Genomic DNA, 14899 nt, shown 5'->3' on the forward strand with positions numbered 1-14899 from the left:
TGAAAAACTCTTTTGAACGGAGCCGCGGCCGGCTCGATTGAAAAAAGGCGAAAGCACGTAGTTGTGCTTCCGCCTCCAAATTATTCGTTTAAGAAGAAACCGTTTCTTTCTGAATCGGTGGTGCTGCAAGACGAATCCCGAAGAGAAGCAGTGCCAGAACGATAAATCCTGCTGCGAGTCCGAGAAGCGTGCTTCCGGAAGCGCCGAGGACCAGAAAGGCTGCGGAGGACGATACCGCTACAACGATGGCATACGGAAGCTGCGTGACCACGTGATCGATATGGTGGCTCCCTGCCCCGGTGGACGAGAGAATCGTCGTATCCGAGATCGGTGAGCAGTGATCGCCAAAAATCGATCCTGCAAGGACAGCGGCCATCATCGGAAGCATCATCGTAATGTCCACGACCGCGGCAATATCACCGGCGATTGGGAGCATAATGGCGAACGTGCCCCAGGATGTGCCGGTACTGAAGGCCATAAATCCAGCCAGCAGAAAGACGAGAACCGGCAGCATCATCAGCGGAATGGATCCGTCCACCAGCTGCGCAAGATATTCCCCTGTGCCAAGCTGATCAATGACACTCACAATCGTCCAGGCGAAAATGAGAATATAAATGGCCGGCAGCATGGATTTGATCCCGCTCCAGAGCGCCGCTCCGATCAGCGGCACGCGTACTTTACGAACAGCCGCGAGAATGACAGCCGAAGCGAAACTGATCAGTCCCCCATAGAGGAGTGAGGAAGCGACATCTGTATTCTCAAACGTGGATAAGACAGTCGCGCCTCCCTCGGACGCCTGAATGCCGGTAATGATCATAAACAGAACTGTCGCACCGATCAATACAGCGATCGGAATGAGAAGATCTGCCACACGGCCGGTATGTTCCGGCTCCTCGGTTTCATGTTCGCCGGGCACAGGACCGCGGGAACGGTTTACAAGTTCTCCAGTATTCAGCGCGTTCATTTCATGACGGCGCATCGGCCCGAAATCGAGACGCCACCACGCAGCGGCAAAGACTGCAGTAATCGCGAGAACCGCATAAAAGTTCATCGGTGCAATGAGCAGAAACGCCTGCAGCGCCTCACCTTCCATATAGCTGTGCGTGGCGAGGATCCCGCCGATAATCGTAATGATATAAGCACCCCAGCTTGAAATCGGCGAAATGACACACATCGGTGCTGCTGTAGAATCGACGATGTACGCAAGTTTTGCACGGGAAATGCGGTGCCGGTCTGTCAGCGGACGGCTGACGTTACCGACCGTCAGACTGTTAAAGTAGTCATCGATAAAGATAATGATACCGAGGACCGCAGAGGTAAACTGGGCCCCTGTGCGGGTCTTCACTTTCGTCACCGCCCATTCTCCGAATGCGCGGGCTCCGCCGGTGACGGTAATCAGTGCAGCGATCATGCCGAGAAGAAATAAGAAAAGGATAATATAAAATTCCCACGTATTGACGCCGTCTCCCGGCACATAAAAAATGCCGGTAACCGTGCTTAGAATGTCTCCGGCAGCTGCGTTAATGAACTGCTCTTCCCCTTGATGCACCATCAGTGCCCCGACGAGAATACCTACTCCGAGAGACAGCAGGACCCGCCTCGTGATAAGGACAAGGATCAGTGCCAGCACGGGAGGCAGCAGTGAAAAAATACCATGTTCCATTGTGTTGCTCCTTTCCGCTCAGAGACACAAACGTTCAACCGCCGCGGCTCTGAAAAAGTTTACTTATTTTTCTTTTACACACAAAAAAAGACAGGGAGGACCCCTGTCTCGTTATGACAGATCCCCGCCGGACCGGCAGTACTCCACGGAATAACCGTGACAGTCCACTGCCTGTTCGACAGTGACCCAGCTCTATCTTCTGCAGAAAATAGAGCTTCGGCAGCATTGCCTTTCCCGTGCGGTCTCTGCGCTGCCGCGCTCCTGCACGATACTCATCGCTGCTGCTCCTCTGCCCCGTCCCTGCGGGGCTGCCTTCATGTAAAATTATCAGCCTGGTGAATATATCACATTTTGTCGAACGGTGCAACCTTCCGTGACCACCACTGAAACGTATGCGGCCACGCGTTTTTTTCATCGACGGTGCCGGTTTCCTCCCGTGTCAGTTCCCACTCCTGAAGTGAAAATTCCGGGAACCATGTATCTCCTTCAAACTGCGCATGAATACGCGTCAAATATATCGTATCCGCTTCAGGCAGTGCTGCTTCATACAGAGAAGCTCCCCCCATAATAATGAGCTCCTCCTCCGGTGCTGCTTCATGAAGTGCCCGGATCTCTTCCATCGAATGGACAAGCTCAATATCTGCTTCTGTGTCCAGATGGCTTTTTCCGGTCAGTACGATATTCCGCCTTTTCGGCAGCGCCCGCCCGATCGACTCGAACGTCGCTCTTCCCATGACGACTGTTTTCCCCTCCGTCTGCTGCTTGAAAAAACGGAGATCGCCGGGAAGATGCCACGGCATACCGCCATCCTTTCCAATAACGCGGTTTTCATCCATCGCTGCAATGATCGAAATCATACGGAGACCTTTCCTTTAATCGCCGGATGCGGATCGTACCCCGTCAGTTCAAAATCCTCAAATGTGAAATCTTCAATGCGGGTGACATCGGGGTTGAGGCGCATCTGTGGAAGCGGGCGCGGTTCCCGCTGCAGCTGCTGACGGATCTGCTCCACATGGTTTTGATAAATGTGGACATCGCCGAATGTATGAATAAACTCACCCGGCTCCAGACCGCACTCCTGCGCCACCATCAGCGTCAGAAGCGCATAGGAGCCGATGTTAAACGGCACACCTAAAAAGACGTCAGCTGACCGCTGATACAGCTGACAGGACAATTTCCCATCCGCCACGTAGAACTGAAACAGACAGTGGCACGGTGCCAGCGCCATCTGATCCAGTTCACCGACATTCCAGGCATTGACTACGAGTCTTCTGGAATCGGGATTGTTCTTTATTTCTTCAATGACATGACGCAGCTGGTCAATCGTTGTGCCGTCCGGGGCCGGCCAGCTCCGCCACTGCCTTCCATAGACAGGACCGAGGTCCCCGTCTTCATCCGCCCATTCGTTCCAGATGCGAACGCCGTTTTCCTGCAGGTATTGAACGTTTGTATCACCCTTAATAAACCAGAGCAGTTCATGAATCATCGCCTTGACGGCCATCTTTTTTGTCGTCACAAGCGGAAATCCTTCCTGAAGATCCATCCGCATCTGGTAGCCGAACGTACTGATCGTTCCCGTTCCGGTTCGGTCTTCTTTCGCTGTGCCATTCTCCAGGACGTGTCTGCAGAGATTCAAATAGCTTTCCATTGCATTCGCCTCCTTACATTGTACGCTGTGCCATGACCGTGTCACAGCTTTCAATCATGCTCGACAGTTCCTCGGCCAAATCTACTTCATAGGGGGAGACAGATTCTCCATGTTCCTGAAACACACGGACCACCGGCCGTGCTGGCAGACTTCGATTGAGAGCACTGACAATGCCGGTGCGGCCGCCGTTCAGCCTTACTTCCAGTCCTACAGGATAGATGGCAATGGTGCGCGCGAACGCATCCACCATTTCCTGATCAAACAGTGTACCGGCACCGCTGTAAAGAAGTTCAAGCCCTTCATGGGGAAGCATCGCCGGGCGGTAAACACGGTGGGAAGTAACAGCATCAAACACATCGGCAATGGCAATAATGCGCGCAAACAGGTGAATGTCCTCTTTCCCGATGCCTCTTGGATAGCCCGATCCGTCCAGACGTTCATGGTGCTGGTATGCGCAGTGGGCGGTAAGCAGCGACAGTGTATGGCTTTTGCGGAGCATTTCAAAACCAATGGTCGTGTGGTCTTGAATGAGGGCAAACTCCTCATCCGTTAATCTTCCGGGCTTGTGAAGAACCTCCTCAGGCACCGACATTTTCCCTATATCGTGAAGGACTGCACCGAGACCGAGCTTATGCATCTCTTCTTCATTCAGTCCGAGCGTCTTTCCGAGGGAGAGCGCATAGATCGTCACGTTCAGAGAGTGGTGGAAAATGTACGAATCATAGGCAACGACATCCGTAAGAAGAGAGACGGCTTCTTTCTGCTTCATCACTTCTTCCAGAACCGACGTAACGATCGCGGAAAAGGACGAGGACATGGCATCCATATCCACGGTTTTCTGCAGTGCCATCTGCTCCGCAGCCTTCTTAAACTGTGATTCAATTACCTGCATCGATGCAGCACGTACTTTAGGATCCAGCGTCCCCTCATCATCGAGATCCTCTGTTCCTTCCTGCTGGACATACACGTAGGTAATGCCTTTTTCCCGGAGACGCTCCACAATACGTCCCGTAAGCCGGGCGCCGATCTGCAGCAGAATACGTCCGTCTCCGGCATAGATCGGTTTCGCCAGTCTGCTCTCCGGCGTTATATGATCAATGGCTGTAATTCTCATAAGTGGGACTCCTCTCGTTCAGCAAGCTTCCAGGCAAGGATATCCCGGAAAAATTCTGGCATATAGTAATGGACCGGCCGCTTCTCTGTCAGCAGCGGATATAGATGGCTGAACGTAAAAAGGTCCGGCACAGCCAGCCGGTAAACAGCCGACTCTTCTACCTTATTTTTATCGACCGCTCCATCCTCTCCCTGAAACAATGTCCAGCCGAGAACTTTCCCACGGAAACCAAAGCCTTTCAGACGGTAATGAACCATGGCGTCCGATTCCGCCTCCCGCATAATATGGAGAAGCTCTGAACCAGTGACTGTCAGCGCCGCCGGGTTAATCGGGTGCGGACAGATTTCGTGAAGGTGTTTTCTCGTCACATTCCCGGAAGGAAGCCCCTGCAGCAGCAGACCGGCATTGACCATGGCGACATCCGATTCCGTCCAGCCGCGCAGACCATCTGCCGTAATGCGGAGAAGGCGGGACGTTTCGTACCATGAAACATCCATCGGCTCTTCCAGCACGGCCACTCTCTCTTCTAATGCCGCTTCCGATGCTGCCTCCAGCTGCATCAGTTTCTGTTCCGTGCCGGCATCCCGGTGATGCGGGTCAATTTCGTGGGTATAAATGTGGTCGATCTTCCAGTCGTTGTTCCGCCTGGTAAGGCAGACCTCGCCGATGTGGCTTCCGGACCTGCCACACTGGTGGATCCACGTCTGGTTCACCTGCTTTCCCCCGTGAATGACATGATGCGTATGAGCGCCGAGGCAGAGATGAATCTGAGGAAAACGCTCCGCAAGCTCCTCATCGAGACGGAGGCCGAGGTGGGACAGGCAGATAATCATGTCTGCATCGATATCTTTTATCACTTCTTCCGCCGTTTCCATCGGATCGATAATATTCCAGCCGAGCTCTTGATAAAATGTGTAGAAAGGAAACGTCAGCCCGAACACGCCGAGTCTCGTTCCATCTTCAAGTGTGTATATACGGTACCTCTCCGCCCAGGACGGAAACGTGCCGTCTGCTGCACGGAGGTTTGCGAGAAGAACTGGAAATGCTGCTTCATCATATAAGTGGTCCAGATCCTCTTTGGCAAACGTTATTCCTTCATTGTTACCGATCGTCACGCCATCCACCTGAAGGTCGTTTAACAGCTCCACATTGCCGCGCCCCATCAGCCCTTCCGTAATCGGATGAACCCGGTCACTGTGATCTCCAAGGTCAAACAAAAGGACCTCTCCCGGTGCACGGTCACGCCGTTCTTTTACCCGTTTCACAACGGCCGGCCATTGATCCAGTTCACTGTGCAGGTCGTTCGTATGTAATATCGTCAACTGTCTCATGCCCGGACCCCTTTCATCCACCTGTCATTCCTTGATATATGAGCCGCAGCCCGATCACAATTAATACGAGCCGCAGTGCAAGTACGATCGTGTCATTTTTCATCTGCCGGTTTATCCAGGCACCAATTTGTCCGCCGAACCAGGCGCCGGGGATCAATCCAGCTGCATAAAGCCACTCCACGTTACCGAGAAGTACGTGGGACGCCGAACTTACCAGCGCGGAGAGAAACACGAGAAACATCGATGTTGCTACAGCAAGACGCGGAGGAAACGCAAATAATATAATCATTGCCGGCACCATCAGCGATCCTCCGCCGATACCGAACAATCCGGAAAACATCCCGACAAAAAACGCAATAAAAATGCCGGCAGCCGGCCGGTATCCATATTCTCTTTCCGATCCATCCGGCTCCAGACTCGTCCGGCGGATGCCTCCTGGACGAAGCGGAATCGGGCGGATGCGGTGACGAACCATCAAAATGAATGACACGATAATAATAAATACACCGAAAGCGGATAGAAACGCTCCTGTCTGCATGCCATTATTCAGCCAGACGCCAAAAAGCGCACCCGGTCCACTGCCGATAAAAAAGATCATTCCGCTCTGCAGATCCACCACCTTCTGCTTCGTGTAGGCAAGGGTGGAGGACAGCCCGGTAAAGATCATCACGAGAAGGGACGTCCCGACCGCCGTCTGCGGGGTGATTCCCTGAAATAATTCTGTATAACTTCCTAACACCATCAGCGCCGGTACGATAATAATACCGCCGCCGAGTCCCATAATACTGCCGACAATGGCAGCAGTCAGCCCGAGAAGGGCAAGCAGCAGCCATTCCATTCCCACAAAAACTCCTTTTCCCCCTGTATCCGGTTAGTCATCCTGGAATAAATTCATCTGCTTCGGCGACAGTCCTTCATAGGAAAGTCCCATCATGGAAATCAGCCGGAGCGCGTTGTCCGCAGCGTGACCGCCGCTGTTGTTATTAAACATAACGTACACCTGTTCCGATGATTCTGCAAGCTTTTCTGCCGCCCGGGCTGTCTCTTTCAGCTCGTCTTCGGAGTAGTCGTATAAGTAGCGTATTTTCCGCCATGATTCGCCGCGGGCCGGTGTCTGCCACGCCTGCTCATTCCGGCCGTGAAGCCGTATCAGCGTCTGCTTTTCGTTCGTCGCTTCCGCAACGAACGGCACAGAGCGCTCTCCGATCTGCGGTTCGTCACAGACCGTGTGTATCCAGTTATCTTCTTTCATATACTGCAGTGTTTTGGCTTTGAATTCCGGTGCATACCAGGACTGATGCCGGAATTCCAGCGCGCAGTCAAACATCCGCAGCTCTTCTCTGAGCCATTTTAAGTAATCTACATTTTTCCGCTGGCAGTCAAACCACGGCGGAAACTGGCAGAGAACGTGCGCCACCTTCCCTGCTTCTTTCATCGGTGTGAAGGCCTGCCGGAACGCATCCAGCATCTCCCCGTGGGAGGAAAACGGACTTTCTCCGCGCTGGTGGCCGGTCATTCCCTGATAGGCTTTCACGACAAACTGAAAAGACTCCGGCGTTTCCGAAATCCATTTTTGAATATTTTTCGCCGGCGGCACCGCATAGAATGAGGAATCCAGCTCCACGACGGGAAAGTGGGCGCTGTAGGCGGCAAGTCTGGAATCCGATGACGCTAAATCTTCATACAGCGTGACATGATCACGCCACCCTGTCAATCCGACAATAATGCGGCTGTCTCCCATACAATCCCTCCTGAACGGAAATCCTTTTATTATTCTACTCTTTTCCCTCAAATTCGGATATGTAATCGAAAACAGGGATGTCAGCCGGCCGCTTTCCACGGTCCGGTGACATCCCGGTTACGAACAGCGAAAAGACGCTGCAGTTGTCATACTGTTTTCTTAGCCGATCGAACCTTCCATTTCGAACTTGATGAGGCGGTTCATTTCCACCGCATACTCCATCGGAAGTTCTTTCGTGAATGGCTCGATGAAGCCCATAACGATCATCTCTGTTGCTTCCTGTTCGGAGACACCGCGGCTCATCAGATAGAAGAGCTGCTCTTCCGACACTTTGGAAACTGTTGCTTCGTGCTCCAGAGAAATGTTGTTGTTTAGAATCTCGTTGTACGGAATTGTATCCGACGTTGACTCGTTGTCCATGATGAGCGTATCACACTCAATGTTGGACTTGGAGCGCTCGGCTTTCCGGCCGAAGTGGACAATACCACGGTACGTTACTTTACCACCGTGCTTGGAAATCGACTTCGATACGATCGAGGAAGAGCAGTCCGGCGCCAGGTGATGCATTTTTGCACCGGCATCCTGATGCTGGCCTTTTCCTGCAATCGCAATGGAAAGAACGTTTCCGCGGGCGCCGCGGCCCTTCATTACAACTGCTGGATATTTCATCGTCACTTTGGAACCGATGTTACCGTCCACCCATTCCATCGTTGCGTTTTCTTCTGCAACGGCACGCTTTGTAACGAGGTTAAACACGTTCGGCGCCCAGTTCTGGATCGTTGTATAACGGCAGTACGCGTCTTTCTTGACGATGATTTCAACAACCGCACTGTGAAGGGAGTTCGTCGTATACACTGGTGCAGTACAACCCTCTACATAGTGTACGGAGCTGTCTTCATCCGCAATGATGAGCGTACGCTCAAACTGACCCATGTTTTCCGAGTTGATCCGGAAGTAAGCCTGCAGCGGTGTATCGGTCTTTACACCTTTCGGCACGTAGATGAAGGAACCGCCGGACCATACAGCAGAGTTCAGTGCCGCAAATTTGTTGTCGGATGGAGGAATAACTTTACCGAAATGCTCGCGGAAAATTTCCTCATCTTCCTTCATGGCTGTATCTGTATCTTTGAAAATGATTCCCTGTTCTTCCAGATCTTCCTGCATGTTGTGGTAAACAACCTCGGATTCGTACTGTGCGGAAACACCGGCAAGGTATTTCTGCTCCGCTTCTGGAATACCGAGTTTATCAAACGTGTTTTTAATCTCTTCAGGAACTTCATCCCACGAGCGCTCCGATTTTTCGGAAGGCTTAACGTAGTACGTAATCTCATCGAAGTCCAGCTCTGAGAGGTCGCCGCCCCACTGTGGCATCGGCATTTTGTAAAACTGCTCCAGTGATTTCAGGCGGAAGTCGAGCATCCATTCAGGCTCGTCTTTGATTCGGGAAATTTCACGGACAATGTCCTCTGTGAGTCCCTTTTTCGACCGAAAAATAGAAACGTCTTTATCATGAAAGCCGTACTGGTATTCTTCGATCTCCGGCATTTTCTTTGCCATGTGAAACCCTCCTTCAGGTTATCTATCTTACAGACCGCGTCGGTTCCGTCAATTGGCAGTGTACCTACATTTTACATCATCACAGCCCGAATGACAAAATCAGGCGTTTTCTTCTTCGTTCAGCCCCTGTTCCATCGCCTTCCAGGCGAGTGTGGCACATTTGATGCGGGCCGGAAATTTTGTCACGCCCTGGAGCGCTTCAATATCTCCGAGATCCAGACCGGACGTGTCGATATCTTTTCCGAGCATCATGTCGGAAAACAGATCGGACATACGGAGTGCCTCTTCCACAGGAAGACCTTTGACGGCCTGCGTCATCATGGAAGCAGAAGAGAGGCTGATGGAGCAGCCTTCGCCGTTAAATTTGGCGTCGGCAATTTTTCCATCCTCCACTTTCATCTGCAGCTGAATCCGGTCGCCGCACGTCGGGTTGTTCATATCGATTTTAAGCTTATCGCCTTCGACCTCCCCGCGGTTTCGTGGATTTTTGTAATGATCCATGATCACCTGACGGTAGAGTGTGTCTAAATGATTAGCTGAAGACATCACCGAAATACTCCTTTGCTGTGTGGAGCGACGACACGAATGCATCGACGTCTGCCTCCGTATTGTAAAGATAAAAGGAAGCTCTCGCTGTCGCAGTCACATCCAGCCACTTCATCAATGGCTGGGCACAGTGATGTCCTGCACGGACAGCCACACCTTCCGAATCGAGAACGGTGGCCAGGTCATGTGGATGAACATCATCGGCATTGAATGTGACGATGCCGGCGCGGTGCTCTGGTCCATAGACCGTCACGCCGTCAATTTTGGAAAGCTGCTCCATTGCATAATCAGCCAGTTTTTTCTCATGCTGCTCAATCTCATCGAGACCGACCTCCTCAAGGAAGTCAATCGCCGCTCCGAGACCGACAGCGCCGGCAATCAGCGGTGTGCCGCCTTCAAATTTCCACGGAAGTTCTTTCCATGTCGCATCATACAGATCAACGAAATCGATCATTTCCCCGCCGAACTCCACCGGTTCCATACCGTTTAACAGAGCTTTCCGGCCGTAGAGAACGCCGATCCCGGTCGGACCGCACATTTTGTGTCCGGAGAAGGCGAAAAAGTCAGCGCCGAGCTCTTTGACATCCACTTTCATGTGGGGAACAGACTGGGCACCGTCAACGACCATCACTGCCCCGTGCTTATGGGCACAGTCGGCAATTTCACGGATCGGGTTGATCGTGCCGAGTACATTGGAGACGTGCATGACGGAAACGATTTTTGTCCGGTCTGTAATCGTCTTCTCCACATCCTCCATCGAAAGCGTTCCGTCCGGCTGGAGCGGAATGTACTTCAGTTCCGCGCCGGTTGCTTTGGCCAGCTGCTGCCACGGGATGATATTGCTGTGGTGCTCCATCGGAGTGATGACGATCTCGTCGCCTTCGCCCACATTGCTGCGGCCGTAGCTCTGTGCTACAAGGTTGATCGCCGTGGTCGTTCCACGCAGAAAGACGATCTCCTCTACACTGTCCGCTCCAATGAAGCGGCGTGCTTTTTCCCGGGCGCCTTCGTAGGCATCCGTTGCGAGCGAGCCGAGTGTGTGCACACCACGGTGTACATTGGAGTTGTAACGCCGGTAATAGTCATCCAGCGCATCAATGACGCTCTGCGGTTTCTGTGACGTGGCTGCACTGTCCAGATATACGAGCGGATGGCCGTTCACTTCCTGATCCAGAATCGGAAACCGGCGCCGCACCTCCTGTACATTCATTTAATACACTTTCCTTTCGATCAGCTCGTGAAGCTGTTCTTTGACGGATTCAATAACAAGCTCACTGACAACCGGCTCAAGGAACCCGTGGATAATGAGGCGTTCCGCTTCGATCCGGTCCAGTCCGCGGCTCATCAGGTAGTACATCTGAAGCGGGTCTACTTTACCGACCGATGCCGCGTGTCCTGCTGTGACATCATCTTCATCGATCAGAAGGATCGGGTTGGCGTCGCCGCGTGCTTTTTCACTGAGCATGAGGACACGTTCGGTCTGCTCTCCGTTCGCTTTCGTTGCTCCGTGCTCGATCTTTGAAATTCCGTTGAAAATCGACGTTGCCTGATCGCGCATAACGCCGTGCTTCAGAATCTGTCCATCGGTATCTTTACCGAAATGAACAACATTTGTTGTAAAGTTCTGGATCTGCTTTCCACGGCCGATGGATACGCTTTTCGTATCGGCGTGGGAACCGCGTCCATGAAGGTACGTTGTGTTTTCAGAAACCGTGTTGCCATCGTTCATCAGCCCGAGGGACCAGTAAAGCTCTGCGTCCACACCGTCCACCTGACCGCGGCGGTTTACATACGTTGTCACGGAATCAGCGAGGTTGTCCACCGCGCCGTAGTTCACTTTTGCTCCGTCTGCGGCATACACTTCCGCCACAATATTGGCGACAGCTTCCGAGCCGGATCCTTCGCTGATATAGTTTTCAATATACGTCAGCGAGCTGTTTTCTTCCGCAATGATCAGAACATGGTTGAACAGACCGAAGTTTCCTTCGTGCGCAAAAACGGCCTGAAGCGGCTGTTTTACTTCCACATTTTTCGGTACGTAGACAAAGGCACCACCGTTCATGAGAGCAGCGTGTGCTGCTGTCAGGCTGTGCTCATCTGCGGACACCGCATCCTGCATGAAATACTTCTGTACAAGATCGCCGTGTTCTTTCAGAGCCGTGCCGATATCCGTGAAGATAACGCCCTGATCCGACAGCTCCTGCTGTACTTGGGAAAACGACGTCACGCCGTTTTTCTGTGTGATCAGGTTGTCGACATCCGCTTCTGTACCGACGAGCGTACGTACAGCATCCGACAGCTCCGCATAACCGGAAGTAGCTTCTGTCTGCGGATCAAAAGAATAAGAAGAAAAATTCCACTTCGTAATTTTTGTTTTATCCGGCTTTGGCAGCTCCAGCTTACCGGCTTTATCAAGCGCCGAAAGACGCTGTTCTGTAAACCATGCAGGTTCGCCGCGGTCTGCGGAGAAGCTTTTCAGCTGCTCGCTGTCCACCGGGAGTTTCAGTTCCGTTGTCATCATCTCATCCTCCTCTGCTGCTTATTGCTGACCGACAGTCTCGTCGTCGATTCCCAGCTCTTCTTTAATCCAGTCATATCCGTTCTCTTCCAGCTTCTGAGCAAGCTCAGGTCCGCCGGATTTCACGATACGTCCCTGCATCATTACGTGGACATAGTCCGGCTGGATGTAGTTCAGCAGGCGCTGGTAGTGTGTGATAATCATGCAGCCGAAATCGTCGCTGCGGAGCTGGTTAATGCCCTTAGCTACTACTTTGAGTGCGTCGATATCGAGTCCGGAGTCAATCTCATCAAGAATCGCGATGCGCGGCTCGAGCATGAGCAGCTGCAGAATTTCGTTACGCTTCTTCTCACCGCCGGAGAAACCTTCGTTCAGGTAGCGGTGCTGGAACGACTGATCGATTTCAAGCGTGCCCATCTTTTCGTCCATTTTGCGGATGAACTGCATCAGGGAAACCTGCTCCTCTTCAGACTTCTCTGCATTCATGGCAGAACGGATGAAATCAGCATTTGTTACGCCGGACACTTCACTCGGGTACTGCATCGCCAGGAAAAGACCGGCACGTGCGCGCTCGTCTACTTCCATCTCAAACAGGTCTTCTCCGTTCAGAGCAGCCTCCCCGCTTGTTACTTCATAGTTTGGATGACCCATCAGCGCGGATGCGAGCGTGGACTTACCTGTTCCGTTCGGTCCCATGATCGCATGGATTTCGCCGCCCTTTACGTCAATTCCGAACCCTTTCAGAATTTCTGTATTATCAATTGATACGTGCAGATCTTTCACACTTAGACTTGGCTTCGTCATGATTCATACCTCCATTAATTTTGAAAGTTAACTTATCTTCATGTTATGATAGAAGGCGTGTGAACACTCTATCCACAACAAGCAGAACCTTTAGAGAGATTCTCAAATTATTCTCATTCTAATCTTAGCTTATCTTTTAAGTGAGTTCAAGGATTATACATAATTCTTTTGCTATACGGCGCGGTTGTTCCTCTAAGACGGGCCCTTCTTTCCAAATTGCCCATCCTCTTCCTTCATTCTCAATAGAATGAAGGTTTTTCTATGTAATTGAGAACGATTTTCTTTCTCCGGCAGTGAAGGACGGAACTTCCGTACGTTTCCCTCTCAAACGAAAAAAACCTTTTTCCACGGGGGAAAAAGGCTTTTCTCGTATTAATTATCCATGCTGCAGCTGTGCTACCAGTTTCTGACTCTGCTCATAGTCCTTTTCGCGTGCTGCTTCGACTTGCATACGATTTTCCAATGTACGGTTATACTCTGCGTAACACATGTTATGCGAAGTATGCATCGCTTTTTCCATGTCCGTGGTGTGGTTCGTATCAATCTGCTGGATAATGAATCAAATCCTTCCAAAATTTTTATGGCTCTGTGCCAACGGTTATAATCGTACCACGCACATCTATGTGAACCAATGCGCAAACGCCGGTATATTTTCTGACAATTCCGTAAATGTATCTGTCAGCTTTCCTCACATAGTATTTCTCCATTATTTGCGCCTTTTTCTCCCGAATGCTCTATTTCTTATAAATGGAAACCCTTACATTTGTACACCTTTTTTTACATGGTCATCTGTATTCTTTCAATCGATAGAAATGGCCGCCTTCAGACTGGCAGGTACAGCTGGAATTCCAGAAGCCTCTGCCTTTCTGCGGAGAAGGACCTTAAACAGAAACTTCAACCTTTATCCTTTCTTCCTCCATAAAAAAAACGGACGCTCCATTATGGAACGTCCGCTCACGGAAACCGGTATTCACCGGCTGCGCTGCATTTTACTCTTCAGATGGAATAACTGCTCCATCATATTCGTCTTCGATGAATCCACGCACATCTTCGGACTGAAGCACGTCTACGAGAATGTCGATACGCTCGTCATCTTCGTTTTCGCTTGTTGTCACGATCAGGTTGACGTACGGGTTGTCTTCTGCCGATTCAATGGCAATGGCATCTTCCTGCGGGTTCAGGTCTGCGTCCAGCGCGTAGTTGGAGTTAATAAGCACAGCGTCGCCTTCGTTGTTCTGATACGCCGTCGGCAGCAGCGCTGCTTCTACGTTGGCCGTGAACTCGAGGTTGTTCGGATTTTCAGCGATATCGTCCGTCGTCGCTTCAATGCCAGCATCATCTTCAAGCGTAATGAGGTCCTCATCCTGAAGCATCATAAGAATACGACCGTGGTCGGCAACCGAATCACTCATGATGATTTCTGCTCCTTCCGGCAGATCTTCAAGGGAGTCGTAATCCTGGGAATAGATGCCGATCGGCTCAATGTGAACGCCGCCTTTATTGACAAAGTCGTAATCGTTCTCTTCGATCTGGGATTCCAGGTATGGCTCGTGCTGGAAGTAGTTTGCATCGAGCTCTCCGGAATCAAGCGCCTGGTTTGGAAGAATGTAATCGTTGAATGTTTCTACTTCCAGTTCCAGTCCTTCTTCTTCAAGAAGCGGTGCAGCAAATTCGAGAATTTCTGCGTGCGGGATGTTGGACGCACCGACAACAAGTGGTTCAAAGTCTTCAGAAGCTTCTTCATTTCCTTCCGTGTCTTCTGCGTTTTCTTCGTCCGCGGCATTTTCCTCTTCTGCGTTCTCATCCGCTGCTTCGTTTTCTGCAGGCTCTTCGTTTACTTCATTCGTGTTTTCCGAAGCCCCTGTATTTTCTGTGTTCCCTTCGTTGTCTCCTCCGCCGCAGGCTGCGAGAAATGCAGCAGATAATAGAGATACACCAGTAAGTTGAATTGTCTTTTTCATGATTAACCCCTCCAAA

The 14899-nt window shown here is 51.4% G+C and carries 14 protein-coding genes and 1 riboswitch; all 14 genes read right to left on the reverse strand.

Going from position 1 to position 14899, the window contains the following annotated elements; all coding sequences use genetic code 11:
- Positions 1-88 precede the first annotated feature (88 nt).
- Positions 89-1663: a Na+/H+ antiporter NhaC family protein gene (locus C6I21_RS08355; protein ID WP_105959005.1), complete on the reverse strand. Its 1575-nt coding sequence runs from the start codon at positions 1661-1663 to the stop codon at positions 89-91.
- Positions 1664-1791: 128 nt separating this feature from the next.
- Positions 1792-1963: riboswitch (Lysine riboswitch) on the reverse strand.
- Between the two features lie 44 nt (positions 1964-2007).
- On the reverse strand, positions 2008-2520 hold the full coding sequence (locus C6I21_RS08360) for a dihydrofolate reductase (protein ID WP_105959006.1): 513 nt from the start codon (positions 2518-2520) through the stop codon (positions 2008-2010).
- Positions 2517-3311: a thymidylate synthase gene (locus tag C6I21_RS08365; RefSeq protein ID WP_105959007.1), complete on the reverse strand. Its 795-nt coding sequence runs from the start codon at positions 3309-3311 to the stop codon at positions 2517-2519. The genes C6I21_RS08360 and C6I21_RS08365 overlap by 4 nt, the downstream gene beginning before the upstream one ends.
- 13 nt (positions 3312-3324) lie before the next feature.
- Entirely contained in the window at positions 3325-4425 is a 1101-nt protein-coding gene (locus tag C6I21_RS08370) for an HD-GYP domain-containing protein (protein ID WP_105959008.1), read from the reverse strand.
- On the reverse strand, positions 4422-5756 hold the full coding sequence (locus tag C6I21_RS08375; RefSeq protein WP_105959009.1) for a bifunctional metallophosphatase/5'-nucleotidase: 1335 nt from the start codon (positions 5754-5756) through the stop codon (positions 4422-4424). The genes C6I21_RS08370 and C6I21_RS08375 overlap by 4 nt, the downstream gene beginning before the upstream one ends.
- Positions 5757-5769: 13 nt before the next feature.
- On the reverse strand, positions 5770-6594 hold the full coding sequence (locus C6I21_RS08380; RefSeq protein ID WP_105959010.1) for a sulfite exporter TauE/SafE family protein: 825 nt from the start codon (positions 6592-6594) through the stop codon (positions 5770-5772).
- A gap of 33 nt (positions 6595-6627) precedes the next feature.
- Positions 6628-7497, reverse strand: coding sequence for a DUF72 domain-containing protein (locus tag C6I21_RS08385; protein ID WP_105959011.1), 870 nt, complete (start codon positions 7495-7497; stop codon positions 6628-6630).
- Between the two features lie 159 nt (positions 7498-7656).
- Positions 7657-9054, reverse strand: a complete 1398-nt coding sequence (gene sufB / locus C6I21_RS08390) for a Fe-S cluster assembly protein SufB (protein ID WP_105959012.1) — start codon at positions 9052-9054, stop codon at positions 7657-7659.
- Between the two features lie 99 nt (positions 9055-9153).
- Positions 9154-9600, reverse strand: a complete 447-nt coding sequence (gene sufU, locus C6I21_RS08395) for a Fe-S cluster assembly sulfur transfer protein SufU (RefSeq protein ID WP_105959013.1) — start codon at positions 9598-9600, stop codon at positions 9154-9156.
- Positions 9587-10810: a cysteine desulfurase gene (locus C6I21_RS08400; protein WP_105959014.1), complete on the reverse strand. Its 1224-nt coding sequence runs from the start codon at positions 10808-10810 to the stop codon at positions 9587-9589. Before C6I21_RS08400 ends, sufU begins: the two co-directional genes overlap by 14 nt.
- Positions 10811-12118, reverse strand: a complete 1308-nt coding sequence (sufD, locus tag C6I21_RS08405) for a Fe-S cluster assembly protein SufD (RefSeq protein WP_105959015.1) — start codon at positions 12116-12118, stop codon at positions 10811-10813.
- Between the two features lie 21 nt (positions 12119-12139).
- Complete coding sequence (sufC, locus tag C6I21_RS08410) at positions 12140-12922, reverse strand: Fe-S cluster assembly ATPase SufC (protein WP_105959016.1); 783 nt, start codon at positions 12920-12922, stop codon at positions 12140-12142.
- Positions 12923-13298: 376 nt separating this feature from the next.
- Positions 13299-13442, reverse strand: coding sequence for a YuzK family famiily protein (locus tag C6I21_RS16915; protein ID WP_483416156.1), 144 nt, complete (start codon positions 13440-13442; stop codon positions 13299-13301).
- Between the two features lie 469 nt (positions 13443-13911).
- Positions 13912-14883 carry a MetQ/NlpA family ABC transporter substrate-binding protein gene (locus C6I21_RS08415; RefSeq protein ID WP_105959017.1) on the reverse strand — a complete coding sequence of 324 codons (972 nt, stop codon included), beginning with the start codon at positions 14881-14883 and terminating at the stop codon, positions 13912-13914.
- Positions 14884-14899 lie beyond the last annotated feature (16 nt).

Source organism: Alkalicoccus urumqiensis, assembly GCF_002993335.1.
Classification (GTDB): Bacteria; Bacillota; Bacilli; order Bacillales; family Salisediminibacteriaceae; genus Alkalicoccus; species Alkalicoccus urumqiensis.

Bases quoted from the DNA above. Each gene is read 5' to 3' on its own strand.
- C6I21_RS08400 (WP_105959014.1), bottom strand. From the start codon at position 10,810: ATGAATGTACAGGAGGTGCGGCGCCGGTTTCCGATTCTGGATCAGGAA.
- sufB (WP_105959012.1), bottom strand. From the start codon at position 9,054: ATGGCAAAGAAAATGCCGGAGATCGAAGAATACCAGTACGGCTTTCAT.
- sufC (WP_105959016.1), bottom strand. From the start codon at position 12,922: ATGACGAAGCCAAGTCTAAGTGTGAAAGATCTGCACGTATCAATTGAT.
- C6I21_RS08370 (WP_105959008.1), bottom strand. From the start codon at position 4,425: ATGAGAATTACAGCCATTGATCATATAACGCCGGAGAGCAGACTGGCG.
- C6I21_RS08355 (WP_105959005.1), bottom strand. From the start codon at position 1,663: ATGGAACATGGTATTTTTTCACTGCTGCCTCCCGTGCTGGCACTGATC.
- C6I21_RS08385 (WP_105959011.1), bottom strand. From the start codon at position 7,497: ATGGGAGACAGCCGCATTATTGTCGGATTGACAGGGTGGCGTGATCAT.
- C6I21_RS08360 (WP_105959006.1), bottom strand. From the start codon at position 2,520: ATGATTTCGATCATTGCAGCGATGGATGAAAACCGCGTTATTGGAAAG.
- C6I21_RS16915 (WP_483416156.1), bottom strand. From the start codon at position 13,442: ATGGAAAAAGCGATGCATACTTCGCATAACATGTGTTACGCAGAGTAT.
- C6I21_RS08375 (WP_105959009.1), bottom strand. From the start codon at position 5,756: ATGAGACAGTTGACGATATTACATACGAACGACCTGCACAGTGAACTG.
- C6I21_RS08380 (WP_105959010.1), bottom strand. From the start codon at position 6,594: ATGGAATGGCTGCTGCTTGCCCTTCTCGGGCTGACTGCTGCCATTGTC.
- C6I21_RS08415 (WP_105959017.1), bottom strand. From the start codon at position 14,883: ATGAAAAAGACAATTCAACTTACTGGTGTATCTCTATTATCTGCTGCA.
- C6I21_RS08365 (WP_105959007.1), bottom strand. From the start codon at position 3,311: ATGGAAAGCTATTTGAATCTCTGCAGACACGTCCTGGAGAATGGCACA.
- sufD (WP_105959015.1), bottom strand. From the start codon at position 12,118: ATGACAACGGAACTGAAACTCCCGGTGGACAGCGAGCAGCTGAAAAGC.
- sufU (WP_105959013.1), bottom strand. From the start codon at position 9,600: ATGTCTTCAGCTAATCATTTAGACACACTCTACCGTCAGGTGATCATG.